Source organism: Cohnella sp., assembly GCF_041641335.1.
GTDB lineage: Bacteria > Bacillota > Bacilli > Paenibacillales > Paenibacillaceae > Cohnella.
The window spans coordinates 1-15665 of record NZ_JBEPYQ010000136.1 but is presented as its reverse complement, the minus strand read 5'-3'; the positions used below and the strand labels follow the sequence as shown (position 1 = coordinate 15665).

At 54.0% G+C, this 15665-nt stretch carries 15 protein-coding genes; 7 read left to right on the top strand and 8 right to left on the bottom strand.

The genetic code is table 11. The annotated features are described in order from the left end of the window. On the bottom strand, nucleotides 1-1005 hold a 1005-nt coding region (locus ACESLM_RS28635), incomplete at its 3' end, for an HD-GYP domain-containing protein (protein ID WP_372637634.1). A 147-nt stretch (nucleotides 1006-1152) separates the two neighbouring features. Next, nucleotides 1153-3624 (bottom strand): DNA gyrase subunit A, encoded by a 2472-nt coding sequence (gene gyrA / locus ACESLM_RS28630; protein WP_372637632.1) that lies wholly within the window; start codon nucleotides 3622-3624, stop codon nucleotides 1153-1155. Nucleotides 3625-3763: 139 nt separating this feature from the next. Between gyrA and ACESLM_RS28625 the strand changes: the two genes are divergently transcribed. Beyond that, nucleotides 3764-4534 carry a YheC/YheD family protein gene (locus ACESLM_RS28625; protein ID WP_372637629.1) on the top strand — a complete coding sequence of 257 codons (771 nt, stop codon included), beginning with the start codon at nucleotides 3764-3766 and terminating at the stop codon, nucleotides 4532-4534. A 47-nt stretch (nucleotides 4535-4581) separates the two neighbouring features. Here the strand turns inward: ACESLM_RS28625 and gyrB are convergent, their stop codons facing one another. The 6 genes from gyrB to dnaA all read right to left on the bottom strand — a co-directional run bounded on the left by gyrB (nucleotide 4582) and on the right by dnaA (nucleotide 10816). Next, on the bottom strand, nucleotides 4582-6495 hold the full coding sequence (gene gyrB / locus ACESLM_RS28620; protein ID WP_372637627.1) for a DNA topoisomerase (ATP-hydrolyzing) subunit B: 1914 nt from the start codon (nucleotides 6493-6495) through the stop codon (nucleotides 4582-4584). 28 nt (nucleotides 6496-6523) lie between these two features. Continuing rightward, entirely contained in the window at nucleotides 6524-6769 is a 246-nt protein-coding gene (gene remB / locus ACESLM_RS28615) for an extracellular matrix regulator RemB (protein ID WP_116060984.1), read from the bottom strand. 17 nt (nucleotides 6770-6786) lie between these two features. Further along, nucleotides 6787-7905, bottom strand: coding sequence for a DNA replication/repair protein RecF (gene recF, locus ACESLM_RS28610; protein ID WP_372637624.1), 1119 nt, complete (start codon nucleotides 7903-7905; stop codon nucleotides 6787-6789). Nucleotides 7906-7947: 42 nt separating this feature from the next. Then, the gene (yaaA, locus tag ACESLM_RS28605; RefSeq protein WP_372637621.1) at nucleotides 7948-8163 is read right to left on the bottom strand and encodes a S4 domain-containing protein YaaA; all 216 of its coding nucleotides are present in this window, start codon (nucleotides 8161-8163) and stop codon (nucleotides 7948-7950) included. 10 nt (nucleotides 8164-8173) lie between these two features. Next, entirely contained in the window at nucleotides 8174-9313 is a 1140-nt protein-coding gene (gene dnaN, locus ACESLM_RS28600) for a DNA polymerase III subunit beta (RefSeq protein WP_372637618.1), read from the bottom strand. A gap of 150 nt (nucleotides 9314-9463) precedes the next feature. Then, nucleotides 9464-10816 carry a chromosomal replication initiator protein DnaA gene (gene dnaA, locus ACESLM_RS28595; RefSeq protein WP_094047220.1) on the bottom strand — a complete coding sequence of 451 codons (1353 nt, stop codon included), beginning with the start codon at nucleotides 10814-10816 and terminating at the stop codon, nucleotides 9464-9466. A gap of 636 nt (nucleotides 10817-11452) precedes the next feature. Here dnaA and rpmH point away from each other — a divergent pair. The 6 genes from rpmH to ACESLM_RS28565 all read left to right on the top strand — a co-directional run. Further along, nucleotides 11453-11587 carry a 50S ribosomal protein L34 gene (gene rpmH / locus ACESLM_RS28590; protein ID WP_094047216.1) on the top strand — a complete coding sequence of 45 codons (135 nt, stop codon included), beginning with the start codon at nucleotides 11453-11455 and terminating at the stop codon, nucleotides 11585-11587. Nucleotides 11588-11650: 63 nt separating this feature from the next. Then, the gene (gene rnpA / locus ACESLM_RS28585) at nucleotides 11651-12073 is read left to right on the top strand and encodes a ribonuclease P protein component (RefSeq protein WP_372637613.1); all 423 of its coding nucleotides are present in this window, start codon (nucleotides 11651-11653) and stop codon (nucleotides 12071-12073) included. Nucleotides 12074-12265: 192 nt separating this feature from the next. Continuing rightward, the gene (locus tag ACESLM_RS28580; protein WP_372637610.1) at nucleotides 12266-13090 is read left to right on the top strand and encodes a YidC/Oxa1 family membrane protein insertase; all 825 of its coding nucleotides are present in this window, start codon (nucleotides 12266-12268) and stop codon (nucleotides 13088-13090) included. Beyond that, entirely contained in the window at nucleotides 13087-13707 is a 621-nt protein-coding gene (gene jag, locus ACESLM_RS28575; protein WP_094047214.1) for an RNA-binding cell elongation regulator Jag/EloR, read from the top strand. Before ACESLM_RS28580 ends, jag begins: the two co-directional genes overlap by 4 nt. A 70-nt stretch (nucleotides 13708-13777) precedes the next feature. After that, complete coding sequence (gene mnmE / locus ACESLM_RS28570; protein ID WP_372637607.1) at nucleotides 13778-15154, top strand: tRNA uridine-5-carboxymethylaminomethyl(34) synthesis GTPase MnmE; 1377 nt, start codon at nucleotides 13778-13780, stop codon at nucleotides 15152-15154. A 31-nt stretch (nucleotides 15155-15185) separates the two neighbouring features. Beyond that, nucleotides 15186-15665 (top strand): FAD-dependent oxidoreductase (locus ACESLM_RS28565; RefSeq protein WP_372637603.1); only part of this gene is annotated, 480 nt, incomplete at its 3' end.

Genomic DNA, 15665 nt, shown 5'->3' with positions numbered 1-15665 from the left:
CGAAATCATCGGACGGGTCGGATGCTGTCTGTCCGTAAATACGATTTCTCCGATGCGCCCGTCGTTCAGCTTAACGAATACGCCGTTGTGAAATTGCGTCGTCCTCTCGATAAAAGTCTGCACGTACAGAGGGTCCAGCTTGCCGAACGATCCCGCATACAATTCTTCGAGAACGAGATACGGGGATTCCGCTTTGCGATAATTCCGGTTGGAGGTCATCGCATGGTACATGTCGGCGATCGCGACGATTTTGGCGTACGGGTGAATTTTCTCCCCTTTGACCTTCATCGGGTAGCCGCTGCCGTCGATCCGTTCATGATGCTGCAGCGCCGCGAGCCATATGCCTTGATTGAAGGAAGCGATGCCTTCCAGCAGCTTGAAGCCGTATACGGTGTGCTGCCTCATCTCCTGAATCTCTTCCGAAGTCAACCTGGACGGCTTGTTGAAGATCGCGGCATCGACTTTCACGTTGCCGATATCGTGGAGCAAGCCGGCCATCGCGATCGGCAGCCAATCTTTCTCCGGGAACTTGTTCCACTTGGCAAGCTGATAGGATGTCAGCGCGCACAGGACGCTGTTGCGAACGAGCACGTCCGGGTCTCCCGCTGTCGGAGGAGTCAAGAACGTCAACACGTTATACTTATCCATATGCCCGAGCAACGCGGTTAATCCATTGCGCAGCTCGAGCACCGGAATCTTCTGCCCGGAATTGACCATGGAAATCGTGCGATGCAGCAGCTTCTCCATCATCAGAAATTCCTGCTGTAAATGGGTTAGCTTGGTCTCTACAGCCGCCGCGACCTCGTTGGGCTTGTCTTCCGCGGAGGATTCCTCAAGCCCGTTGCGAATAATATCCACGCTGGGAATGAGGAAGGCTTGGAGAATTTCCATATCCCTCTCCGACAAGACGCGCCCTTCCTGGAGAAGCACGCTTCCCAGAGCAGTCTGGACGTCGCCGCCCAGACGATCGCCTGTCTGTACCTGTGTAATCGGAATGATCGGCATGCCGCATCTCCTTCTCCAACGTTTCCTGCCAAGCAAAAACGCCTTTGGCGTCCTCCAGACGCAAAATTGAGTTTTTGTCGGAGGTGATCCAGAAAAGTATAGCGGATTTTATACTTTCTGAGTCACCGCGAACAAGAAGACAGCCGGTTAGCTGTCTCCTTCTTCGTTATCGGTTTCTTCGGAATCGGTATCGTCCTCGCTTCTCGGCGCCCGGGCTACGGTAGCTACAGAATCCTCGTCGCGAATATTGATCAACTTGACGCCTTGCGTAATTCGGCCCATCGTGTTGATGCCCGACATGCTCGTGCGGATCAGCGTTCCCGAAGAAGTCATGATCATCAAGTCTTCTTCGTCGTGAACGACTTTCAAGCCGACGATCTCTCCGTTTTTGTCCGTCACGTTCAACGTTTTGATGCCTTTGCCGCCGCGGGTTTGAATGCGGTATTCCGTCATCGGCGTCCGCTTGCCGTAGCCTTTGGCCGTTACGATCAGCACGTCGCGATCCGGCTCGACGACGTCCATGTCGATGACTTTATCCCCTTCGTCCAGCTGTATGCCCTTCACGCCCGTAGCGGAGCGTCCCATGGCGCGAACGTCTTCCTCGGAGAAGCGAATGGACATGCCGTGGCTCGTCCCCATCACGATCTCGCGGGAGCCGTCCGTCAGCTTGACGCCGATCAGATCGTCGTCCTCGCGCAAAGAAATCGCGATCAAGCCGACTCTGCGAATGTTCGCATAGTCGTCGAGAGGTGTCTTCTTGACGATCCCGTTCCGGGTGGCGAAGAAGAGGAATTGATTCGGCTCAAACGCTTCGACGGGAATGACCGCGTTGATCGTCTCTCCCTGTTCGATCTGAATCAGGTTGATGATCGGCGTTCCTTTGGCCGTGCGGCTCAGATCCGGAATTTCATAGGCTTTCATCCGGAAGACGCGGCCTTTGTTCGTGAAGAACAGCAAGTAGTGGTGGGTGTTGGAGATGAACAGATTTTCGATGAAATCCTCATCCTTGGTGCCCATCCCCGTAATGCCTCTTCCTCCGCGCTTCTGGCTGCGATAGGTGGAGACCGGAAGCCGCTTGATATAGCCCGCATGGGTCATCGTCACGACGACATCGTCGCGAGGAATGAGATCCTCGTCGAGAATTTCCTCGTCGCTTATCGTGATCTCCGTGCGGCGCTCGTCGCCGTACTTCGTCTTGATCTCTTCGAGCTCTTCGTGAATGATGTCGTTCACGAGCTGTTGGTCGGCGAGAATCGCTTTGTACTCGGCGATCTTCGCGAGCAGTTCCGCGTACTCCTGCTCGATCTTCTCCCGTTCCAGTCCGGTCAGACGCTGCAGGCGCATCTCCAGAATCGCCTGGGCCTGATCGTGCGACAATCCGAAGCGCGTCATCAAGCCTTCGCGCGCTTCTTCCGTCGTCTGGGAAGCCCGAATCAGGGCAATGACTTCGTCTAGATGATCGAGCGCGATGCGCAGTCCTTCCAGAATATGAGCTCTTGCTTCCGCCTTCTTCAGATCGTACTCCGTTCGCCGGCGGATAACTTCCACTTGGTGCTGAATATAGTTGTGAAGCACGTCCTTCAGGTTAAGCACCTTCGGCTCGTTGTTGACGAGCGCGAGCATGTTCACCCCGAAGCTCGTCTGCATCTGAGTCTGCTTGTACAGGTTGTTAAGCACGACCGTCGGCGTAACGTCGCGGCGCAGCTCGATGACGATGCGCATGCCGTTGCGGTCGGATTCGTCGCGCAAGTCGGTAATGCCGTCGATCTTCTTCTCGCGCACGAGTTCGGCGATCTTCTCGACGAGCCGCGCCTTGTTCACTTGATACGGAATCTCGTGAACGAGAATGCGAGCTTTGCCGTTGTTCTCCTCGATCGTCGCCCGGGCCCGCATCGTAACCGAACCGCGACCGGTCGCATAGGCCTGACGAATGCCGACGCGGCCGAGAATCAAGCCGGCCGTCGGGAAGTCCGGACCTTTGACATACTCCATCAAATCGTACGGCGTCAGCTCCGGATCGCGAAGCAGCGCTTGCGTTCCCTCGATCACTTCCTTGAGGTTGTGAGGAGGGATATTCGTCGCCATGCCGACCGCGATGCCGGTCGTACCGTTCACGAGCAGGTTCGGGAACCTGGCCGGCAATACGACGGGTTCCACTTCTTCTCCGTCGTAATTCGGCTGGTAGTCGATCGTCTCCTTGTTGATGTCGCGGAGCATCTCCATCGCGATCTTGGACAGCCGCGCCTCGGTATACCGCATCGCGGCGGCGGAATCTCCGTCGATCGAGCCGAAGTTGCCGTGGCCGTCGACCAGCATGTAACGAAGAGAGAAGTCCTGCGCTTGGCGAACCATCGCTTCATAGATCGAGGAATCCCCGTGAGGGTGGTACTTACCGATGACTTCGCCGACGATTCTCGCCGATTTCTTATACGGCTTGTCCGGCGCCATTCCCAGTTCGGACATCGCATACAGAATCCGTCTCTGAACCGGCTTTAAGCCGTCTCGAACATCCGGGAGCGCCCGGCTTACGATAATGCTCATGGCATAATCCATGAACGATTCCCGCATCTCAACCCCGATATCGCGATCGCGAAGCTGGGAGCGTTGTTCTTCCGACATGAAGATCCTCCTTAGCCAATATACAAACAGAACGCGCTTGCGAAACTGTACACCGCAAGGCGTATACGATCATAGATTAGTAAATATGCAATAACTCCATTATACCATATTGCCCAAGCGAAAGGTTGGATGAACCCGCATGTCGATCCAGCGCGTCCGCAGCAAAAGGGCCAAGACGAACGTCCTGCTCGCCGATCCCGAGCTTAGAACTTACATTCCCGCTACCGAAGGCTTCGACCGTCGAACCGTGGAACGAATGTTGGAGAAATACGAAATGATCTATGTCAAACCGGTGGACGGTACGTTCGGCCGAGGCGTCATCCGGATCGAGAAACCGGGTTCATCCTCTGTCTATCGGTTTCAATCCGGCGAGACCCGTTACGAGTTTCCGACGTTCGACGATATGTACCGCAAACTGATGGCCGTGAAGAAACCGAAACCCTACTTAAGCCAGCAAGGCATCCATCTTCTGAGATACCAAGAGAGAAGATTCGATCTCCGCGTCATGGTGCAGAAGAATCCTCAATCCGCCTGGGAAACGACGGGCATGATCGGGCGGGTCGCCCATCCGCGCAAAATCGTGACGAATTATCATGCAGGCGGCACCCCGAAACCGGTCGAAACGCTAATGTCGGCTCATCTGAAGCCCGGACAGTGGCCGACGTTCGAAGCCCGGCTGCGCAGGCTGGGAGTAACGGTCGCGGCAGCGCTCGAACGAAAATTCCCGAGGTTGAAGGAGATCGGCGTCGATATCGCCATAGACGAGGATCTTCAGCTATGGATTCTTGAAGTGAATACGCTGCCGGACCCGTTCCTGTTCAAACGTCTTCCCGACAAATCCGTCTTCCGCAAGATGTACGCCTACGCGGTCGCTTACGGACGATTCAAGCCCCGCAGACGCAAAGCGTAGCCCGCAGGGGGTATCTCCCGCGAGAGATACCCCCTGTCGACTTGCCCTTATACGTCCAAGTTTTTAACGTACCGGGCGTATTGTTGGATGAACTCGCGACGAGGCTCGACGTTATCGCCCATCAACGTATCGAACATGAGGTCGGCTTTAATCGCGTCTTCGATGCGCACCTGCAGCATCGTACGGGTGGCCGGATCCATCGTCGTCTCCCATAGCTGCTCCGCGTTCATCTCTCCCAAACCTTTGTACCGCTGAATATTCAGCTTGACGCCTTCCCCGAACTCGGCGATCGCTTCGTCCCGCTGCTTCTCGTTCATCGCGTAGCGAACTACCTTGTTTCGCTCAATCTTGAACAATGGAGGCTGAGCGATATAGACGTATCCTTCCTCGATCAGCTTGCGCATGAAGCGATAGAAGAACGTCAAGAGCAACGTCCGAATGTGCGCCCCGTCGACGTCGGCGTCGGTCATGATAATAATCTTGTGATATCGGGCTTTCGTAATATCGAAATCGTCGCTGATTCCTGTGCCGAGCGCCGTAATCATCGCCCGAATCTCCAGGTTGGACAAAATCTTGTCCAGACGCGCTTTTTCTACGTTCAATATTTTTCCCCGCAGAGGCAGGATCGCCTGGAAATGACGATCGCGGCCTTGCTTGGCCGATCCGCCCGCGGAGTCCCCTTCGACGATGTACAGTTCGGAGATCGAGGCATCCTTGGAGGAGCAATCCGCCAGCTTGCCCGGCAGCGAGCTGACTTCGAGCGCGCTCTTGCGCCGCGTCAATTCGCGCGCCTTGCGCGCCGCTTCCCGCGCTCTGGCCGCCTGCAAGCCCTTGTCCATGATCTTGCGGGCTACGGAAGGGTTCTCGTCCAGAAATTGCAGCAGCTTCTCGCTGAACAGCGATTCCACGATGCCGCGCACTTCGCTGTTGCCGAGCTTCGTCTTCGTCTGTCCCTCGAACTGAGGCTCGGGAATTTTCACGGAGATGATCGCCGTCAAGCCTTCCCGCACGTCGTCTCCCGACAGATTGGACTCGCTCTCCTTCACGAAGCCCATCTTCCGCGCATAGTCGTTAATAATTCGGGTCAGAGCGCTCTTGAAGCCGGACTCGTGCGTTCCGCCTTCATGCGTATTGATATTGTTGGCGAAGGAATACAGATTCTCGGAATAACCGTCGTTATACTGCATCGCGACTTCGCATTGAATATGATCTTTGGCGCCTTCCACGTAAATCGGCTGTTCGTGCAACGGCTCGCGGGTTTTGTTCAAATACTTGACGAACTCCACGATGCCCCCGTCGTAGTGGAACGAATCGTTCATGCCGGTGCGCTCGTCGGTAAGCGTAATCTGGATGCCTTTGTTGAGGAACGCCAGCTCGCGAATCCGGCCGACGAGAATCTCGTAATCGTAAATCGTCGTCTCGGTAAAAATCTCCGGATCTGGCTTGAACCGCGTCTGGGTTCCCGTCTCTTCCGTTTCCCCGATGACTTTCAGATCGTATTGCGGAGCGCCGCGGCGATATTCCTGCTGATGGATGCGCCCGTCGCGCTTAACCGTAACGATAACCTGCTCCGACAGGGCGTTCACGACGGAGACGCCGACGCCGTGCAGACCGCCGGACACTTTATAGCCTTCGCCGCCGAATTTGCCGCCTGCGTGCAGGACGGTCATAACGACTTCGAGCGTAGACTTCTGCAGCTTTGCATTCAAACCGACCGGGATGCCCCGGCCGTTGTCGATAACGGTTATGCTGTTGTCTTCGTGTATAATGACGTCGATCCGCGTGCAATAACCGGCCAACGCTTCGTCAATACTGTTATCGACGACCTCCCATACGAGATGGTGCAATCCCTTGCCGCTGGTCGAGCCGATGTACATCCCTGGGCGCTTGCGGACCGCTTCCAGCCCTTCAAGCACCTGAATCTGACTCTCGTCGTAAGTATTCTGTTGATTAACGGACAAACCTTCCACCGCCTTCTTTACGTAACAGCTACCCTTCCAAAATTCGCGTCCTCTTCTTCAGAGTGGACGTAGAGATCGGAGAGTAATAAACCTTATGCTCCGTGACGACGATCGATTTGGGATCTTCTTCTCCGATCGTTTCGACTTCCTTGTTCTTCTGCGCGTGCAGAACGAACTGCCGCGACAGCTTCGAGGATTGCTCGATTGAAATATCGAAGATCGCGATGAGCTGCGATGTTCGGATAATTTTTTCCCCGCCAAGATGGATGTACACGAAGTTCCTCCTTAACGCTAGCGCAGCAATTGGCCGTCTCTCACGTGAAAAATGGATGCGTCCTTCAACCGGCTCATGTTGACGCTCTCCAATCCGGTTGTCGTGATGAAGGTCTGTACGCGGCTCTGGAACGTCTCGATGAGCTGCGTCTGCCGGGTCTGATCCAACTCCGACAGCACGTCGTCGAGCAGCAAGAGCGGGTACTCCCCGATCTCTTCGTGCATTAATTCCAATTCGGCCAGCTTGAGCGACAGCGCCGCCGTTCGCTGCTGCCCTTGGGAACCGAAGGACTGTACGTCCTTGCCGTTAATGGCGAAGGCCAGATCGTCGCGGTGCGGACCGGCCAACGTCGTGCCTCGCCTGAATTCCTGTTCCTTGCTCTGTGTTAACTTTATCATAAATTGCCCGAATAAAGAAGATTGATCTTGGTTATCCATGCCGTCCGCCGTTCCGAACGAAGGTTTGTATTCCACCGTCAGACGTTCGTTTCCTCCGGTAATTCCGGCATGAATCTTTTCCGCCCATCTTTGCAGCTGTACAATAAAGTTTTTCCTTTTTTGCATCATTTTAACACCTGTCTGAGCCAACTGTTCATTCCATACGTCGAGCAGCTCGGGCGAAGCTCGGCGGATGTCGGTCGACTTCAAATAGTTGTTGCGCTGCTGCAAAATTTTCTGGTACTGCTGCATGTCGTACAAATAACCGGGATGCACCTGGCCGATCTCCATGTCCATGAACCGGCGGCGCACTCCCGGTGCTCCTTTGACGATATCCAGATCTTCCGGGGCGAACAGCACAACGTTAAGCGTCCCGACGAAGGTGCTCAGCTTGCGCTGCTCCAAACCGTTGATTTTCGCTTTTTTGCCTTGCGCGGACAGCTGCAGCTCCAGGCTGACATTGCCCATACGCCGGCTCATCTCGGCCCGAATGATCGCGGAACCGCTATTCCAGCCGATCAATTCCTTGTCCTTGGAGGTGCGATGGGATTTCGTGAGCGACAGCACGTGAATCGCTTCCAGCAGGTTCGTCTTTCCTTGGGCGTTCGGTCCGATGAAGATATTGACGCCGCCCTCCGTCTTCAGCTTGACGGAATCGTAATTGCGGTAGCCTTGCAGCTCCATCGCGTTCAACTGCATTCGACATTCACTCTCCAACTGGCTCGAAGGAGCCGGACCGCCTTACCGGGTTCCGATCTTGAACGATCCGAACCCTTCGACCTCGACGGCGTCCCCGACTCTTAGCTTGCGTCCTCTGCGGTTGTCGGGCTCCCCGTTCACGAGAACGCGCTTTTCCTGCAGAAAAAATTTCACTTCCCCGCCGGTTCCGATGCAATCCGCCAGCTTGAGAAATTGTCCGAGCGTAATGTATTCGGTCGATATTCCGATGCTTTTCATCCGTTTCGCCTCAATTCGTTGTCCGGTAAGGGAGGATGAGGTGCAGGCTGTTCTCATGATCGCTCGGCCGGATAATGATCGGGCTCATCGAGCCGTTAAAGCCGATGAACAGCTCTTCGCTGTCGATGACCTTCAGAACGTCGAGCATATATTTGGAGTTGAAAGCGATTTTGAGCGGTTCCCCGCGCATCTCGCTGACGTTTAATTGTTCCGTTACTTTCCCGAGCTCGGAAGAGCTGGACGAAATTTCGATTCCGCCGTTATCCGTCGTGACGAGGCGGACGATGTTCGTTTTCTCTTCTCTGGAGAGCAGGTACGCACGGTCGATCGAATCGCTGAGCTGCTTCGTGTTCAGGACGAGTTCTGTTTTGAAGTTTTGCGGAATAATCTTGGAAGTGTCGGGATAAGTTCCGTCGAGCATTCTCGAATAGAACAGAACGTTGCCCAATTTGAACAACACTTGGTTCTCGGCGACGACGATGTCGACCATGACGTTCTGATCCGGCACGATTTTGGAAAGCTCGTTCAACGTCTTGCCGGAAATGACGATGTTGGAGAAACGCACGTCTCCCGAATCCACGTTCGCTTGACGGCTGGCCAGCCGGTGACGGTCGGTCGCGACGAATTTATAGAGGCCGCCGTGCAAGTTCCAGAGAACCCCTGTCAAAATCGGAGTCGATTCGTTCGTCGTTACTGCGAACACCGTCTGACGGATCATGTCGCGCAGCAGATCTCCGGGAATCGATACGACTTGTTCTTCCATCAGGGAAGGAAGCACCGGGAATTCTTCGGGATCAAGCCCGACAAGCTGAATTTCGGTCGCTCCGGACGTAATCATCGTTTGGAAACGTTCACCGACTTCGATGTGAACTTCTTCATGAGGAAGCTTCTTGACGATTTCCACGAAAAATTTGGCAGTGAGGACAACGCTTCCCGTTTTACCCACGGTTGCGATCGTTTTCTCTGCCGTTTCCAGCGGAATGAAGCTTTGGATGGAAATATCCGTATCGCTTGCGGTCAACGTAATGCCAGAGAAGCCAGCGTCTATCTTAATCCCGCTCAGAATCGGAATCGTCGCTCTGGACGCAACGGCCTTGGATACGTGTTGAATCGCTTCATTCAATTCGTTGCGCAATATCGTGAATTTCATGGATCCACCTCGTCGGTTTTGTATATTGTAGCATGTTTTAAATATTAAAGTCGTAGTAGGCACACTGAATATGTGGATAAGCGCGAAAAAGCTCGAAAACAACGCCTATCCACATGTGGATTTGTTGTGCATAGGCGTTGAACGGATTCGTCAGGTCAAATTTTTAATTTTCTCGGTCAAGCTGTTGATAATTTTATACAAGTCCTGGTCGACCTTGATCAGCTGCGAAATCTTCTCATGGGCGTGAATGACGGTCGTATGGTCCCGGCCCCCGAACGCGTCCCCGATCTTCGGAAGCGAGTAGTCGGTCAGCTCGCGGGACAGGTACATGGCGATCTGCCGCGGGAAGGCGACGGCTTTCGTCCGTTTGCGCGCCTTGAAATCCTCCAGTTTAAGCCCGTAGTAATCGCCGACCCGCTGCTGAATGTCCTGCATCGTGATGAGCCGGTTGCGGCCCGTCGGCAAAATGTCCTTCAACGCTTCAGCCGCGAGGTGGGCGGAAATATCCTGATTCGTGAGCGACGAATAGGCGACGATGCGGATCAGAGCGCCTTCCAGCTCGCGGATGTTGGAGTCGATCATGTTGGCGATGTACATCATCGCTTCGTTCGGGATATCGAGGTTTTCCGCCTTCGCTTTCTTGCGGAGAATCGCGATCCGCGTCTCCAGGTCGGGCGGCTGGATGTCGGTGATCAATCCCCATTCGAACCTGGAACGAAGCCGTTCTTCGAGCGTCGGAATCTCCTTGGGCGGGCGGTCGCTCGAGATGACGATCTGCTTATGCTCCTCGTGAAGCGCGTTAAAGGTGTGGAAAAACTCCTCCTGCGTTCCTTCCTTGCCGGCAAGAAACTGAATATCGTCGATGAGCAGCACGTCGATGTTGCGATATTTGTTGCGGAAGCTCTCGCCCCGGTTGTCGCGAATCGCGTTGATGAACTCGTTCGTGAATTTCTCGGAGGATAAATACAAAACCTTCATATGAGGGTTATGTTCCAATATATAATGGCCGATCGCATGCATGAGATGGGTTTTGCCGAGTCCGACGCCTCCGTACATGAAAAAAGGGTTGTACGATTTGGCCGGCAGCTCCGCGACGGCCAGAGAGGCGGCGTGCGCAAAGCGGTTGGCGGCTCCGATAACGAACGTATCGAACGTATATTTCGGATTGAGCATGTGCATCATCGGCTCTTCGAGCGCGGGCTCGCGCGTCACCGAAATTTGCGGCGCCGGTTCGGCGGGCTCGACCGGTCGGACTTCTTCAATGGAAAACTTGACTTCGACCGGTCTGCCGATATAGTCGGAGATCGTTGAAGAGACAAGCTTCGTATAACGCGTTTCCAACCACTCCACGGCAAAGGTCGTCGGCGCGGTCACGAGAACGACGCTGTCGCTGATGAAAGCGGCCTTCGTCGACTTGAACCAAGTATCGAAGCTGGGCTTGCTGAGCTTCGTTTGGATGACCGACAACACCTGCTGCCAGATTTCGTTGTTGGGGTTGTCCACGACAAATTCTCTCCTTTAACTCCTCGCAAGGACAAAAAATAAGCGGAGAACGTGTAGTCGAATGCTTCCCGACCAGTTATCCACATTATTCCCTGAATTATTAAGAGGGTTATCCACGAATGTGGGGATTTGTTCACAAAGTTATGCACAGGGTGTTAGTAATTCGAGGGTAATTTTTCCGAATCCACGGGTAAAGACATGACTAATCATAGCAGACAAAGCCTATAAATTCAACGAAATTCCCCCTGTTATCCACAATTTCAATAACTTGTGGATGAAAACTGTGCACAGCACAAGATATTGTTGATAAATTGTGAGAGGATCCGACAAGGTTGTGCAAAGTTCATTTCTTTCCTCTGGATTGTGCACATGTGCATAAGTTTCGAGAGGTAAATTTGGGTATCCACAACCGATCTCGTAGTGAAGGACTCCGTCGTCTTTATCCAGCTTCGATTTGACAACGGTACCTCCGACACGTTCCGCGGCGATATTAAGCGATTTTGCCGCGCTTCTCGGCGTGAAAGACAAACTCCCATATTCGCGAGGCAATAGAAGGAAGTTGGACATTCGTTGACATTTTAGGCTGGCCGTGGTTTAATAGATGGACGTGAGTTTTTAGGTAAGGGGGTTTGATCCATGGGTCCTACATTTAAGCCGAATGTAAGCAAGCGCAAAAAAGTGCACGGGTTCCGCAGCCGTATGAGCACCAAGAACGGCCGCAAGGTTCTGAAAGCTCGTCGCCAAAAAGGTCGCAAAGTATTGACGGCATAGTTAATGAAAGACCACTCGAGGTGGTCTTTTTTTCTACATTTGCAGCAGATGGAGCGGTAAATTATGCATAGGAAGCTGCGGCTGCGGAAGAGGGAAGATTTCAATACGGTATACCGGTACGGGAAATCGTTCGCCAATTCGCAGTTCGTCGTGTACTGGCGCAAGCGAACTCCGACGGGAACTTTCCGAATGGGCGTATCCGCGAGCAGCAAGCTGGGCGGAGCGGTCGTGCGCAACCGGCTGAGAAGGATGATCAAGGAGATCGTTCGTCTGAACGCGGCCAAGCTGCAGGAGGATATCGATCTCGTGCTGATCGTGCGGAAGCCGGCGCTGTCCATGGCGTACAAGGAGATGGAAGGAAGCATTCTTCACGTGCTGCGGAAGGCGGGGCTGCTCAAGGGCTCCAAGCCGTTCAGCGGCGGGGGCAGGCAACCGTATTCGCAAGGGAAGCGCGGAAATAAATCTAATGAAGGCAAAGGCAAATAAAAGCAGGGGACGCGGGCAAGCCTCAGCTTTTCTTTGTCTTCTTTAATATGGTATAGTGGAACTGAATAGTTTCGGCCATGATTCTCCGTCCAGAGGACGCCGAAGGCGTTTTTGCTGGGACTGGCTGTTATCGGATTCAGCAAAGTTGAACATTTTACGGCATGCCGGCGATGAAGAGGGGAGTTTTCAGTTTTGTTGCGAAATCGCAAATGGTGGATCGTTCTCGGCGCAATCGCGCTGATGACGCTGCTCGCGGGCTGTGCGCCTGCGACTCAGGCAATTACTACTGAGCAAATGGCCGACAGTGGCTCTTGGTGGACAAGAAATGTCGTGTACTGGTTCTCACTGATGCTCGACACGTTCGCGAAATGGTTCGGCGGCGAATACGGACTTTCGATTTTATTGCTTACCATTATAGTAAGGACGATCATCCTTCCTCTAATGATAAAACAGTATAAGAACACGAAAGCCATGCAAGCCCTCCAGCCGGAGATGCAGAAGATTCGCGAGAAGTTCAAGGAAGATCCGCGCAAGCAGCAAGAAGAGATGATGAAGCTGTATCAGACGCATCAGGTTAATCCGCTCGCCGGATGTTTGCCGCTGATCGTGCAGATGCCGATTTTTATCGCGCTTTACAACTCGATTTATCAGAATGTCGAAATAAGCAGTCACTCGTTCATCGGATTCCAGCTCGGAACGTCGCCAAGCCAAGGAGAATGGTATTACTACATTATCCCGACGGTCGCCGCGATCACGACGCTGATCCAATCGGTGATGATGTCCCAGCAGCAGACGATGGCCGGTCCGATGAAGGGGCTTATGTACATCTTCCCGGTTCTGATCTTCGTCATGGCGATCAACTTCCCGGTTGCGCTGCCGCTGTACTGGATTTACAGCAACATCTACACGATCGTTCAAAACTATTTCATGTACGGCAAGCCTAAGAAAAAAGAACCAGCTCCCGAACCAACACCAAAGAAAGGCAAAGGTAAAGGTAAGGAGGCGCGCGCAAAATGAAAAAGCTCCTGGCATCTGGGAAAACGATAGAAGATGCGGTTCGCAGCGGTCTGGCCCAATTGGGCGTGAAGGAAGACCGGGTGAATGTCAAAGTGTTGGAACAGCCGAGCAAAGGGCTGTTCGGGCTCATCGGAGCCAAAGAGGCGAAAGTGGAGTTGGAGTTGCTGCCGGACGGCGTGGAGGAAGCCATTGCTTTTCTCCGCGAAGTATCGGGAGCGATGGAACTGACCGTTTCCGTTGAACGGGTAGATGAGAATGATGCAGTGCGGATTAACATTACGGGTTCGGACTTGGGCATTCTGATCGGTCGTCGTGGACAAACTTTGGATTCTCTTCAATACTTGACGAACATCGTGGCTAATCGCCACTCGGACCGTCATCTTCGTATCGTGCTCGATGCCGAGCAATTTCGCGAGCGTCGCCGCCAGACGTTGGAGGCTCTGTCCGAGCGAATGGCGATGAAGGTCGTCCGAACGCGCAAAGAAGTCGTGCTTGAACCGATGACTTCGCAAGAGCGTAAAATTATCCACTCACGTTTGCAGTCGAATCCGAACGTCAAGACTTACAGTCAAGGAGACGAACCGAATCGTCGCATCGTGATCGCATTAAAGCAATAGCTGGCGTCCGCGCAATGGCTTCCGCAACGTTGGGGGGTCATTGCGTTTTTTAACGGAAAGAGGGATTGGCATGAACGAGGATACGATTGCCGCGATCGCGACGGCGCTCGGCGAGGGCAGTATTGCCGTCGTCAGAGTTAGCGGAACGGAGGCTGTCGAGACGGTGGCTAAGCTGTTCAAGTCGAAGGTTGATTTGCGCGAAGCCGCTTCGCACACCGTTCAATACGGCTGGATTGTGGATCCGCAGTCCGATAGGCGAATAGATGAAGTATTGGTAACGATCATGAAAGGTCCGCGCTCCTTCACGGCGGAAGATATCGTGGAGATCAGCACGCACGGCGGCATCGTCGCGGTGAAATCCGTGCTGGAGCTGGTGCTGAGGCACGGGGTTAGATTGGCGGAACCTGGTGAATTCACCAAGCGCGCATTCTTGAACGGAAGAATCGACTTGGCGCAGGCCGAAGCGGTTATCGACCTGATTCGTTCTAAGTCGGATCGCGCTTTCCAGGTAGCAAGAAGACAGGCGGAAGGTTCGGTGTCGAAGAAGATCGTTCCGCTGCGTCAGCAGTTGATCGAGCTGATTGCGCACGTCGAAGTGAACATCGATTATCCGGAGCACGACGTGGAGGACGTTACGGCGGAGTTGATCCGTTCGAATTGTCGCTCCGTGCTGGGCGAAGTGAACGAGCTGCTGCAGCGATCTAATGAAGGAAAAATTTTGCGCGAAGGAATCGTGACGGCGATCGTCGGCCGCCCGAATGCGGGCAAGTCGTCGCTGCTGAACGCGTTGGCCCGGGAAAACAAAGCGATCGTTACGGACATTCCGGGTACGACCCGGGATATCGTGGAAGAGACGGTGTCGCTGTCGGGCATCCCGCTGAGGCTGCTCGATACGGCGGGCATTCGCGAGACCGAGGATCTCGTCGAACAGATTGGCGTCGAACGATCGCATGACGCTCTGAACGATGCGGATTTGATCTTGCTGGTACTGAACAGGCACGAGGAGCTGCACGACGACGAACGGAAGCTGCTGCAGCAGCTTAAAGATCGCTCGACGATTGTGGTCGTGAACAAGATCGATCTTCCCGCGCAGCTGGAGATGGAAGAGATCAAGCGCGATTATCCGTCCGAGCGCATCGTATACTTGTCCGCGAAGGAAGGCCAAGGACTCGAGCAGTTGGAGCGGGCGGTATCGGGGTTGTTTTTCAGCGGAGCCGTCGAGTCGGGAGATATTACGTATGTGAGCAATGCCAGACATATCGCATTGCTCCATCAGACCCGACAATCGCTGGAGGACGCCATTCAAGCGACGTATGAAGGCGTGCCGATCGATCTGATTCAGATCGATATTACCGCCTCTTGGGAATCGCTTGGACAGATTCTCGGGGACGCGACCGGAGATTCGTTGCTGGACCAAATTTTCTCCCAATTTTGTTTAGGAAAATAACATATGCTAAGGAAAGCAAGGAGGGGTGGATATGACTTATCATGCCGGAGATTATGATGTTATCGTCATCGGTGCGGGACATGCGGGCTGCGAAGCCGCATTGGCCGCGGCTCGGATGGGCAGCGAGACGCTGCTGCTGACGATTAATCTGGATATGGTCGCTTTTATGCCGTGCAATCCTTCCGTGGGCGGGCCGGCGAAAGGCCACGTCGTGCGCGAGATCGACGCGCTGGGCGGAGAGATGGGACGAAATATCGATAAGACCTTTATTCAGATGAGAATGCTCAATACGGGGAAAGGCCCGGCGGTTCATGCGCTCAGGGCGCAAGCCGACAAATTCCTGTACCAGCATATGATGAAAGAGACGATCGAGAATCAGCCGAACTTGACCTTGCGTCAGGGACTGGCGGAGGATCTGATCGTCGAAGACGGCGTGTGCAAAGGAGTGATTACGAAGACGGGCGCCCAATACGGAGCGAAAGCTGTCGTGCTGACGACGGGAACGTATTTG

Bases quoted from the DNA above. Each gene is read 5' to 3' on its own strand.
- gyrA (WP_372637632.1), bottom strand. From the start codon at position 3,624: ATGTCGGAAGAACAACGCTCCCAGCTTCGCGATCGCGATATCGGGGTT.
- ACESLM_RS28625 (WP_372637629.1), top strand. From the start codon at position 3,764: ATGTCGATCCAGCGCGTCCGCAGCAAAAGGGCCAAGACGAACGTCCTG.
- recF (WP_372637624.1), bottom strand. From the start codon at position 7,905: ATGCAGTTGAACGCGATGGAGCTGCAAGGCTACCGCAATTACGATTCC.
- yaaA (WP_372637621.1), bottom strand. From the start codon at position 8,163: ATGAAAAGCATCGGAATATCGACCGAATACATTACGCTCGGACAATTT.
- dnaN (WP_372637618.1), bottom strand. From the start codon at position 9,313: ATGAAATTCACGATATTGCGCAACGAATTGAATGAAGCGATTCAACAC.
- rpmH (WP_094047216.1), top strand. From the start codon at position 11,453: ATGGGTCCTACATTTAAGCCGAATGTAAGCAAGCGCAAAAAAGTGCAC.
- rnpA (WP_372637613.1), top strand. From the start codon at position 11,651: ATGCATAGGAAGCTGCGGCTGCGGAAGAGGGAAGATTTCAATACGGTA.
- jag (WP_094047214.1), top strand. From the start codon at position 13,087: ATGAAAAAGCTCCTGGCATCTGGGAAAACGATAGAAGATGCGGTTCGC.
- mnmE (WP_372637607.1), top strand. From the start codon at position 13,778: ATGAACGAGGATACGATTGCCGCGATCGCGACGGCGCTCGGCGAGGGC.